The organism is Nocardia sp. 852002-51101_SCH5132738 (genome assembly GCF_001665695.1).
In the GTDB taxonomy this organism is placed as follows: Bacteria; Actinomycetota; Actinomycetes; order Mycobacteriales; family Mycobacteriaceae; genus Nocardia; species Nocardia nova.
Window position 1 is genome coordinate 310,306 of record NZ_LZML01000183.1, and the last position, 10,381, is coordinate 320,686.

The 10,381-nt window shown below is 69.2% G+C and carries 12 protein-coding genes and 1 riboswitch; of the genes, 4 read left to right on the forward strand and 8 right to left on the reverse strand.

Annotated features, from left to right (window positions below; all coding sequences use genetic code 11):
- Positions 1–14: 14 nt before the first annotated feature.
- Positions 15–947, reverse strand: a complete 933-nt coding sequence (locus tag A5789_RS28395) for a TauD/TfdA family dioxygenase (protein WP_064901248.1) — start codon at positions 945–947, stop codon at positions 15–17.
- A gap of 100 nt (positions 948–1,047) precedes the next feature.
- Entirely contained in the window at positions 1,048–1,719 is a 672-nt protein-coding gene (locus A5789_RS37495) for a TetR/AcrR family transcriptional regulator C-terminal domain-containing protein (protein ID WP_064901246.1), read from the reverse strand.
- Between the two features lie 213 nt (positions 1,720–1,932).
- On the opposite strand from A5789_RS37495, the gene A5789_RS37500 reads away from it, so the two are divergent.
- A complete protein-coding gene (locus A5789_RS37500) occupies positions 1,933–2,532 on the forward strand; it encodes a hypothetical protein (protein WP_193615444.1) in 600 nt (199 codons plus the stop codon).
- A 6-nt stretch (positions 2,533–2,538) separates the two neighbouring features.
- On the opposite strand, the gene A5789_RS28410 is transcribed toward A5789_RS37500, so the two are convergent.
- Complete coding sequence (locus A5789_RS28410) at positions 2,539–3,300, reverse strand: 1-acyl-sn-glycerol-3-phosphate acyltransferase (RefSeq protein ID WP_063015549.1); 762 nt, start codon at positions 3,298–3,300, stop codon at positions 2,539–2,541.
- A gap of 172 nt (positions 3,301–3,472) precedes the next feature.
- On the opposite strand from A5789_RS28410, the gene A5789_RS28415 reads away from it, so the two are divergent.
- On the forward strand, positions 3,473–3,853 hold the full coding sequence (locus A5789_RS28415) for a DUF488 domain-containing protein (protein ID WP_064901244.1): 381 nt from the start codon (positions 3,473–3,475) through the stop codon (positions 3,851–3,853).
- 25 nt (positions 3,854–3,878) lie between these two features.
- Here A5789_RS28415 and A5789_RS28420 read toward each other — a convergent pair whose 3' ends face one another.
- From A5789_RS28420 to A5789_RS28430, 3 genes are read right to left on the reverse strand one after another with little or no spacing between them, the layout of a single operon-like run.
- The gene (locus tag A5789_RS28420; RefSeq protein WP_063015550.1) at positions 3,879–4,436 is read right to left on the reverse strand and encodes a histidine phosphatase family protein; all 558 of its coding nucleotides are present in this window, start codon (positions 4,434–4,436) and stop codon (positions 3,879–3,881) included.
- The gene (locus tag A5789_RS28425) at positions 4,433–5,287 is read right to left on the reverse strand and encodes a CbtA family protein (RefSeq protein WP_064901242.1); all 855 of its coding nucleotides are present in this window, start codon (positions 5,285–5,287) and stop codon (positions 4,433–4,435) included. The genes A5789_RS28420 and A5789_RS28425 overlap by 4 nt, the downstream gene beginning before the upstream one ends.
- A gap of 21 nt (positions 5,288–5,308) precedes the next feature.
- Positions 5,309–5,524, reverse strand: coding sequence for a CbtB-domain containing protein (locus A5789_RS28430; RefSeq protein ID WP_030513821.1), 216 nt, complete (start codon positions 5,522–5,524; stop codon positions 5,309–5,311).
- A gap of 34 nt (positions 5,525–5,558) precedes the next feature.
- A riboswitch (cobalamin riboswitch) is annotated at positions 5,559–5,702 on the reverse strand.
- A gap of 113 nt (positions 5,703–5,815) precedes the next feature.
- On the opposite strand from A5789_RS28430, the gene ligD reads away from it, so the two are divergent.
- Entirely contained in the window at positions 5,816–6,784 is a 969-nt protein-coding gene (gene ligD / locus A5789_RS28435; protein WP_063015552.1) for a non-homologous end-joining DNA ligase, read from the forward strand.
- A 57-nt stretch (positions 6,785–6,841) separates the two neighbouring features.
- Positions 6,842–7,798 (forward strand): hypothetical protein, encoded by a 957-nt coding sequence (locus A5789_RS28440; protein ID WP_155525522.1) that lies wholly within the window; start codon positions 6,842–6,844, stop codon positions 7,796–7,798.
- A 63-nt stretch (positions 7,799–7,861) separates the two neighbouring features.
- On the opposite strand, the gene A5789_RS28445 is transcribed toward A5789_RS28440, so the two are convergent.
- Complete coding sequence (locus tag A5789_RS28445; RefSeq protein ID WP_064901387.1) at positions 7,862–8,941, reverse strand: NAD-dependent epimerase/dehydratase family protein; 1,080 nt, start codon at positions 8,939–8,941, stop codon at positions 7,862–7,864.
- 5 nt (positions 8,942–8,946) lie between these two features.
- On the reverse strand, positions 8,947–10,299 hold the full coding sequence (locus A5789_RS28450) for a cytochrome P450 (RefSeq protein WP_064901385.1): 1,353 nt from the start codon (positions 10,297–10,299) through the stop codon (positions 8,947–8,949).
- Positions 10,300–10,381: the final 82 nt, after the last annotated feature.

A 10,381-nucleotide genomic window follows, 5' to 3' on the forward strand; every position in this document is an offset into this window, starting at 1 on the left:
GCACGCCGCGCGGTTCACGCCGCTCGCGGGAGCGACTCCACGCGGGAATAGGCCTGCGCGTCACCGGCGATCACCGTGCTCGCCCGGCCGTCGACGCCGACGGGTATGTCACCGGCCAGTGTGATGCGGGTGAGCCGGCGGTGTTCGGCGCCGTCGTAGTCGTCGATCGCGTAGTGCTGGGTGGCGAGGTTGTCCCAGATCGCCACATCGCCGGGCGCCCAATCCCAGCGGGTGGTGTGCTCGAGCCGGGTCACCCGATCCTGGAACAGGCGAAACAGCGCGCGCGATTCGGCGGTGGACAGGCCGACGATCTCCTTGACGAAGCAGCCCAGCAGCAGGGCGCGTTCACCGGTCTCGGGATGGACGTGCACCACCGGATGTTCGGTCTCGAAATAGCGGGACTCGAATTCGGTTCGGTACGAACGAGTTCCGTCGTCCGGTCGGTCGTCGGTGTCGGCGGCGTAGTCGTAGCGATTGGTGTGGCGGGCACGCAGATTCTCGGCCAGCACCCGCAGCGGGTGCGGTAGCGACTCGTAGGCGGCGACGGTGGATGCCCACGTGGTGGATCCGCCGTAGGAGGGCAGGGATACCGCGCGCAAGATCGAGGTCTTCGGTACGCGGTCGACGAAGGTGACGTCGGTGTGCCAGACATTGGAGCGGCCGTGCTGCGAATCGATGGCCAGGCTCTTCACCCCCGCCGAGGTGAGCGTCGGGTGCGCGGTGGTCGGTGTGCCGAGCAGTTGCGCGAACTCGTACTGACCGTCCTCGGTCAGATGGTCCTGGCCCCGGAAGAAGATCACTTTGTGCCGGTGCAGAGCCGCGCGGATCGCGGCGACGGTGTCGGCGTCCAGGGAGCCGCCGAGGCGCACGCCCTCGATCCGGGCGCCGATGTGGTTTCCCAGCCGGACCACTCGCACCGGGGTGCCGGTTGCCTCGTCGACGGACATCGCACGACCTCTCTTCCAGCGTGTCGGACGTCCGGTAGGTAACCACCCGGTGGCCGGGCCCGGCCAGCGTTACGGTCACCGGGATCGAAATCCGGCAGTCTCAGGCCCGGCCGCGTGCCTCGAGCTTGCGTTCCAGCCCGGCGATCACGAGCTCGAGGTCGAATTCGAACTGCTCGCCGACGCGCGCGGCGCTCTCGCGGGTGGTCGCGACCTGGCGCAGGAGTGGGAACTCTTGTCCCGCTTCCGAATTCAGGGTCCGGGCGACATGTTCGGCCTGGATGTCGACGTGGCCCCGGGTCGCCTCCGCGGCCTCGCGCGCCGCCGAGTACGCGATATCGGCGAGCAGTCGCAGCGTGCGCCCGGCCTCCATCGGCTCGAATCCGGCGCCGACCAGCGACTGGAATATCCGCTCGATCTCCGCCAGCGTCGACAGGCCGCCTCGGCCACCGAATCGCACATAGGAGATCAAGACGCCGACCTGGGAGAGGGCCTCGGCGACCGCGGCGGCGAACAGCCGCAGCAGTTGCCGCCAATCGCCCTCGGCGGGCAGGGCCAGGCGGCGGAACTCGGTTTCGAAGGCGTCCAGCGCGACGAGTTCCAGCAATCCGTCCCGGTCGCTGACGTAGTAGTTCAGCGTTTTGCGGTCGACGCCCAGCGCGTCGGCGACCGCTTTCATGGTGAGTGTTTCCGGCGGCAGCGCGCGGGCGGCCGCGACGATGCGATCCCGGCTCAGCCGGGGCGGACGCCCGCGGCCGCGCCGCGATGTCTGCACGATTCCAGTCCCGGACCCGGTTGTATTCCCGCCGCTCACCCCTCTCAGGCTACGGCTGCCGGCGGCGGGTCCGGACAACACGCCCGGTGGATGGATACGAGTTCGGCCAATATTTTCTCCCGCTGGGGGAAAATAAACTAGTCTCTGCTCGGGCGATGTGGGCCGCCCGAGGCGGGGGAAGGCAGTGGTGGTTGTGATCGGAACGGAAGTGCTATGTCTGCTGTGTCGCACCGGTACCCAACGAACGCCCACGCGGCGGAAGCTCCGCGCGAATGCGCCGTGGCCGAATCCGGCCGGCGCTCGCTGCGATATCAGCTGGTCGTGGTCGCGGACAATCCTGTCGAGGTCGTCTCGCGCGCCGGCGGCTGGCTGTTCGACCGAGCGGTCGCCGGCTGGGAGGTCACCGTCGCGGTCGATGCGCCCGGCGACATCCGGCCGCTGACGATTCTCGGGCTGGGCGTCCTGGATCTCGGATGTGTGCTGCGCTGCCGGCGGCAGGTGCCGATACCGCATGCTTTCGTGGTCGCCGGAGATCTGTCCGCACTCGTCGAACCGGCGCGCGAGTGGGCCCACCGATATCTGGGCAGCGCACGCACCGATGTCCGGTTCTGGGGCGATACGGAGTACCGCGACGCATCGTTCGCGCAGGCCTCGCCGACGCAGTACGTGCCGACCCGTGCGGCACGAGCCTTCAAGGCCTACGCGCTCGAGGCGGTGGGCATGCGGTCGCCCGCCACCGATGTCGAATTCTTCCGCGCGGTGGTGGGTGCGGTGGCCGCGGGGTCGGGGGTGCGCACCCTGCCGGCCGGATGAAGCGAATTACCGGACGGCCGCGATCGCCCCGTCGAGTGCGCGCTGCATCCGGCTGCCGACCACCCGGGTGATTTCGGCCGGTCGATCCGGGAAATCCGGCAGCGGCTCGTCGAGGTAGAACGTGGCGCGGCCGTCGGGGCCGTAGGTCAGGCCGAGGAAGACGAAAACCGGTGCCGCCCCGGCCTTTCGGGCGCGTGCGGCGATGTGGCCGATGCCGGTGCCGATGGTCTGCACGCGGGCCGGATCGGTTTCGTTGCAGGTGCCCTCCGGGAACAACGCGAGGTCGTCACCGTCGACCATGCGCCCGACGCAGACGTCCATCAGTTGCTGCCCGGCGGCGTAGGCGGCGCGTGGGCCGTGGTCCTTGCCGCGGAACACCGGGATGGCGCCCATGATGTCGATGCGCGACCGCTGCTCCGGCTCGGTGAACAGTTCGTCCTTGGCCAGCACACGGATATGGCCGATCCGCGGCCGGAACACGCTGCGCCAGGCGAAGGCGGCCACCGTGCGCGGATCTTCCACGCTGACATGGTTGATCGCGATGATCATGCGGCGGTTGTCGCGAATCAGCTGCCGGATCGCCGCGCGGGCACCGTCCGCATAGCGGACCGTGGGACGTTTGCGATACGCGGTGATCGCGTAGAACAGGCGCGCGCGGGTGCGGGGCGCGCGGTGGGTGCGGTAGTACTCGTAGACGGCATCGCGATTGTCGAATTCGACCGACGGGGGCGCAACGACGGGATCGGCGGTCGAGGTCGGGACGTTCATTCAACCTACGCTACCGTAACCTACGGCTGCGTAGGCAGAGGTGGGCGCAGCGGCCGTGGCGAGTCGGCGAAAGACGCCGCTCCCGTGACTACCCTCGAATGCGGGAAGCGGGGGACCGGCGATCCCGCGCCGCGGGTGCCGGACGATACGGCCGACCGAAGGGAGCAGCGCGATGGCGAGTGCACGACCGCGGGTTCAGGTCCGGCGGATCTACGACGATCCCGATCCCGACGACGGAATGCGGGTGCTGGTCGATCGCCTCTGGCCGCGCGGGATGAGCAAGGAGAACGCCCACCTCGACGAGTGGTGCAAAACGATCGCACCCTCGACCGAGTTGCGCACCTGGTACGGGCACGATCCCGCCAAATTCGACGAGTTCGGTCGCCGCTACCGCGAGGAGCTCCGAAGTCCGGAACGCGCCGGCGACCTCGACCACCTCCGCGAACTCGCCGGGCGCGGCATGCTCACTCTGTTGTCGGCCACCAAGCGGATCGACATCAGCGAGGCGGCCGTACTCGCCGATCTGGTCGGGAAGAAGCCGGCGTCGCACTGAGGTGGCCGGGTGCACACCTGCCCGCTCACAGCGGATTCGCGGTGTGCCGCACGGTCCAGGCGGCGCCGCGGCCGTGCAGTGTGGTGGCGCTGAGTGGCGGAATGTCGATGCGCCAGAACGATTCCGGCGGCGCGGCGAGGGCGAGGAGCACACTCGCGCGGACGACGGCGGGATGGGTGATCGCGACGATCCGGCTTCGGTCGGCGACCATCGATTCGAGCCAGTCACGCACCCGTTCGAGCAGGTCGGTGATCGCTTCACCGCCGTGGTCGCGGTAGGCGGGATCGGACATCCAGGCCATCAGGTCGGCCGGGTCGAGAGAATCCATCTGCCTGCCCGCCCACTCGCCGCAGTCGAGATCGCGCAGGGCGGGTTCGGTGGTCGCCCGCAGACCCAGCAGGGTGGCGGTCGCGGCGGTCCGCAGTTCCGGCGCGGCCAGGACCCGGTCGGCCCGCGGCGCCGCGGGGGAGGCGGCGTCGCGGGGAAGCTCGTCGAGTGGTTCATCGACCGGGAAGCGGGCCGTCCGCATCGCCTCGGTCATGCCGTGGCTGATCAACGTGAGCCGGGTGACGGTCGCGCTCATACCGCCGCTGCCGGCGCGGCCGCGGCCGATTCGTCCGCGCGCCGGAACAACCGCGGCGCCAGTGTCGCGAAACCCACGCCGATGACGGACCACAGAATGACCTGCGCGGCAAGGGAATAGAAGCGGAAGTAGTACAGATCGTCGGCGGGGAAGCCCGGATAGACGATCCGGCCGCTCGAATCGGTGAGCGGCCCGGGTGTTTCGGTGGCCGCGTCGCCCGGTGCCCGGTTGGCGGCCAGATGCCCGAGTGCGGGCAGCAACGCCGCGATCGCGGTCACCACCACCACGAAGGCCAGGCCCGCGGCGATGGTCGCCGTCCAATTGCCCAGGCGCGCTTGCAGTTTCCGCCCCAGCCACACGGCGCCCACCGCGCAGACCGCGGCGATCACCACCATCGACAGGTAGAGACCGGTGCGTTGCCCGATCGTGTCGGGATTGCCGATCGAGGGCGGATTGGCCGGATATTTGAGGAACGGCACGGCGTACAGCACGCCGAACATGCCGCCCGCCACGCACAGTGCGAGATTGCGCGGGCTCAAACTGCCGACACGGCCCATGAACAGGCAGTACACCACCGCGAACAGCGCGCCCATCGCGGCGCCGAAGACGACCGTGCCGAAGCCGAGGCCGATGGTCGACTGCACCGACCGGGTGAACAGTTCGCTCTCTTCCATGCCGGCCATCGAATGTCCCGCGGCCGCTTCGAGTGTCGTGTGCGCCGCGTCGCGCCCGCCCTCGTAGTCGATGGCGCGATCGATGATCGGCTCGGCCAGGATCCGCGCGAAGACGAAGGCCGCCAGCCCGCCGATCCCACCGACCAGCACACCGCGGGCGATGATTCGTTTTTCCATTGTGGGGGCTCGATCCCGCGGTCAGTGGCAGGGGTAGCCGAGGAAATGCCGTGCGTCGTGGACGAATTCGTGCACGTGCATATCGTCTCCGAAGATCGAGACCGCGCCCTGATCGATGCCGATGAAGTAGAGGGCGAGCAGAGCCAGGAGCGTGGTGCCGCCCAGCCACAGGGCCGTCGTGGGAATGGAGAGCCGAATCGACTCCAGGCCGGACCGGGGAACATAAGACGTCGCCATGTGACTCTCCTCCGGGGATTGCGCGTCCCCGCTCGATGGTGGTTACCACGCGATCCGAGTATCTGACTCACATTCCGCCCGGCGAAACGCTCACAGTGGCGCGACCGTCCCGGATTTTCACCGGGTTCCTCGAATCGTCGCTCGCACAACCATACGAAATTGCCGTTCGGCTGGTCAATCGGCGGGTTGCGAGATCGGGTCGTGACTGAAATGTCAGCGTCATCGTCGCTGTAAGAGGAGGATTTCAGGGTAGTAGCCGAGAAATAGCCTTTGGTCGAAAGGTGGGCGCTCATGAGCGGATTGCCGCGATACGCGGCGATGCTGGCGACCGCCGGCGCTCTGCCCGCCGACAGTGCGGCCTGGGCGTACGAGGTGAAATTCGACGGTATCCGCGCCATCGGTTACGTCGAGCGGGAATTGCGGCTGATCTCGCGCAACGGCAACGATGTCACCGCCGCCTGGCCGGAGCTCGCCGACCTCGCGCCCGCGGTGCCGCCGATCGTCGTCGACGGCGAAATCGTCGCCTTCGCCGCCGACGGCCGCACCTCCTTCGCCGCCCTGCAACCGCGGATGCACCAGCGCAATCCGGCCATGATCCGCGCACTGATGCGCTCGGTACCCGCCACCTACCTCATCTTCGACCTGCTGCACATCGGCGACCGCCCGCTGATCGACCTGCCGTACGAGCAACGCCGCGGGCTGCTGGAACAACTCGGCCTGCGCGGCCCGAGCTGGCGCATCCCGCCTCGGCTGACCGGTACCGGCGCCGATGTGCTCGCCGAATCGGCACGGTTGGGGCTCGAGGGCATCGTGTGCAAGCGGCTCGACAGTCCCTATCTGCCGGGCCGGCGCAGTCCGCTGTGGACCAAGGTCAAGAACGTGAACGATCAGGAGATCGTCATCGTCGGGTGGCGGCCCGGCGCCGGCCGTCGCGCGGGACGCATCGGCTCACTGCTCATGGGCGTGCACGACGAGACCGGGGAATTGGTCTACATCGGCAATGTGGGGACCGGTTTCACGCAGGCCATGCTCGACGATCTCCAGGCCCGGTTGCATCCGCTGCGGCGGCAGACCCCCACTGTCGCGGCGCCGGTGAAGGACGCGATCTGGGTGGAACCCGAACTGGTGGGCGAGGTGTCGTTCACGGAGCGGACCGGCGACGGGCGCCTGCGCCACCCGTCCTGGCGCGGCTTGCGGCCGGACAAGACGCCGGACGAGGTCGAAGTGCCCGGGCGCGCCGACAGCGCGCTCGATTCCTGAACGGGAAAGGGACGATTCGCCCACTGCTGCGGCTTGGGAAATCACTATAGTGACCGGGTGTCTGCTCGTGATGCATCGTGGAATCGGTTGAACCGTCTCGCGTACACAGCGCAGGTCATTGCCGTCGGCGCGCTGGCTGTGGCGTGGCTGGCGATCGGGCGGGGACTGTTCTCGGGACCGGATCTCGATGCGGGTGGCCAATTCGCCGTCAACTTCTCGATCTATTGGCCGTTCCTGTTCGTGATCAGCCCGGTGCTGTTCGTCACCGCCATTTTCGGGCTGTTGCCCTACCCGTTCGCGCCTGGCGGCACCATCGCGGGTGGACTGATTGCCAGTTTCTTCGCTCAGTGGGTGGGAACCGAGCTGTCCTTGTCCGACTACAAGCCGGAGCTACCCGGACGCCTCGACACGAGCGTCGCCGCGGCGTGCTTCGCCGTTGCCGCAGCGTTCACGGCAGCCTTCTTGCACCTGTACGGCAACCGATCCGGTCGGACGCGTTCCGCCTCGATGCGAGGCGGGGCAGCGCTGGCAGTTGCCGTTCTCGTCGGTGCGGTGGTCACGATTCCGCCGCTGATCGCGGGCAGCGGCACCCCGTCCGGTGTCCTGGCCGGGCTCGTCACCAACTCCCATTGCGGCAGGAAAGTGTCGGACTGGACGGACGAGGGACAGGCGACCGTCTATGCGGGCGACGCGACACAGTGGTCTCCGCCGAAGAACGGGCCGGACAACGTGTTCGGGGTCCTGGTCACTCTGCGTAACGGCACGGGCAGCGTCGAAACCACCCCGCCGACCGCGCTGTCGTTCCGAGACGAGCTGCCGTTTCGGTCGGGTCCGCCGGCAACCGAATTGCTGCTGCATCAGCCCGGTACCGGCAGCGGGTTCGCGTTTACTCGCCTGCGTGATCCGAAGTGTGAGGACGGCAGTAGCCGGGTGGTCTCGGCGACCTATCACTATGAGGAGTACGGCGGAACGAGCGACACTCGGCTTCGGGGCAAGGTCTCTCGTAGCAAGTAACACGCGGTGCCACGCGGTGGCGAAACGCGTGGTTCAGCGTGTGGTCGGGGCGCGCGGGGACGCTCACAGGTCCGCGCCCCAGCGGTCGACCGGGTCGGTGCCGCCGACACCGGAGGCGAATTCTCGCACCCGCAGCCGCCCGCCGGCGTCGGACGCCAATGGTGGTGTGGCGCCGCCGGATCCGTGACTCATACCGGTGAGGACTTCGCGCAGGGCGGACACGGCGTCGATGCGCGGCGTCCAGCCCAGATCGCGCCTGGCCCGGGTGGTATCCATGATCGGCAGGCGCATCATCGCGTCGAACAGGTCGGGCGGGGCGGGGACCAGGCGCAGGCGCCAGCCGACTGCCAAGGCGGCTCGCACGGCCCCAGGTGGTACGGAAACCGTTGGCGCATCGAACAATACGCCGAGTTTCGCGCGGTCGATCACCGGATCGGCCGCGAGGTTGAAGGGGCCGTGCACACTCGGGTCGACGATGGCGAGACTGTAGGCGCTGCCGATGTCGTCGGCGTGCACCGCCTGCAGCCGCAGACCCGCCGGCACGGGCAGCACCGGAATCAGCGGCGGGCGCAGCACACTGCCCGGAACCAGCGGGCCCGCGAACAGGCGGCGCTGCTGGCTCGCGGAGGCCTGCTGGAACGTGAAGGCGGGCCGCATCCGCACCACGCGCCGGTCCGGATGCTCGTTCTCGAACAGATCGAGTAGACGCTCGACGTAGGCCTTCTCTCGCATGTACCCGGCCGGAGGCCAGCCCTCCGTGGGCCAGTCCTCGCCGACGGGATCATCGTGGTGCGCAGGGGAATACGCGCCGACCGACGACGCGTACACCAGCGACGGAACACCGGCCTGCGCGACCGCGCGCAGTACGCGTTCGGTGCCCTGTACGTTCGCGCGCCAGGTCTCGAGCGGCCGATGCGTCGGCTGGAACAACCACGCGAGATGGACCACCACATCGGCGCCGCGGAATTCGGTGAGCAGATCGTCGCAGCGTATGTCGGCACGCGCCCACCGCACTCCGTCGATCGGTTGCCGCGGCAGCCGCCGGGCCAATCCGACGATCGCGTCGATCTCGGGACGCCGCGCCAGCGCGGAGACCACCGCGGTACCGACGTTTCCGGTGGCGCCGACCACGACCACACGCATGACCGTCACCTCCCTCCCGGCGAATGCGACTGCGCCGCTTGGAGCGCGCGGGCCCGCGCGGTGAAGTCGATGCGGAAGTTGTCGAAGGTGATCGGCAGCGCCGCCGCGGGGGTGGGCTGCGGGTGCGAGCGCAGCTCGAGATCCAGTTCGTCGATCAGATGCGCCAGCAGGCTCGTGGTGAGGAACAGGACCAGATCGCGACCGGGGCATCGGGCGGGCCCGGCACTGAACGGCACCAGCTGCGGATACCGCTCGGCGCGCCCGTCGAGCCAGATATCGGGGTCGAAGCTGTGCGCGAACGGCAGGAGGTCGGGGTCGCGGTGGAAGGCAGGCACCGGAATCAGCAGGCCCGCACCGGCTTCCACGGTGAACCGCTCGGCGCCGCGGCCCCATTCGGTGTCCTCGGTGGTGTCGCGCAACACCGCGGGGGTGGTCGGCCACAGCCGTACCGACTCCAGAACACAGGCCCGCAGATAGGGCCGCGGCATGGCGCGCTCGGGCTCGTGCGCGTCCAGCCGCGCACGGGACAGGTGCTCGGGATGGGTGGACAGGACGGCGAGGGCGCGCAGGGTCGCCATACCGGCAGCGTCGAAGGCGAACAGCCAATGCGGGATCTGGCCGACCGGATCGACCGCCCCTGCAGCCGGCAGTTGCGCCAATGCGCCTGCGAGGCTGTCGGTTTCGGCCGTCTGCACGTAGTCGTAGAGTTGTTCGTAGAAGCGCTCGCGCAGGCGACGATGCGGAAGCGCGGCATAGGACCAGTTGCCCGCCGCGCGCAGCCGCCACAGCCGATCGGTGATCGAGTCGTCCTCCCGGGCGCGCCGGCCCAGCACGATCCGGCGCACCAGCCGCCACCAATCGGTGGTGAAGTGCGCCGCGTCGAGACCGCCGCGCTGCACCGCGGCGCGGATCTGTTCGCGGGCGGCATCGGCGACCACCCCGGCGAACGGATCGGCCAGGTGGTGCAGCGGCCGGTCGGTGTCGAGCGCCTGTTCGTTCAGGCGCCGGCGCTGTTCGCGAGCCGCACCCTCGGAGATGAGAACCCCGTGCGGCTGGAAGGTGCGCAGCGCGGCGATCTTCTCGCGATTGGCGGGATGGAACGGAGTCGGCGCGCCGTCGAGGATCCGCGAGACGTCGGCGGGATCCAGCGGCACCAGCACCCGCCGGCCGGGCAGCACCAGTTCGACCGGGCCGCTGCCGAATTCACGCCGCAAGCGATGCATCCTGCGGACCGCGCGGTCGTCGGCGCCGACTCGCTCCAGCAGCGCCATCATGCCGCGGCGCCGGGCGATCACCCCGGCGGCGACCGGTGCCAGGCCGAGGTCGGCCAGTGCCGCCGCGGCGCGCAGTCCGGTCAGCCGGTGGGGTGATCGCCCGGGGGCCGGCGGCGGACGGGCAGGGTCGGCTGGGCTGCGCGAATCGGTTTCACCGGGCGGATCG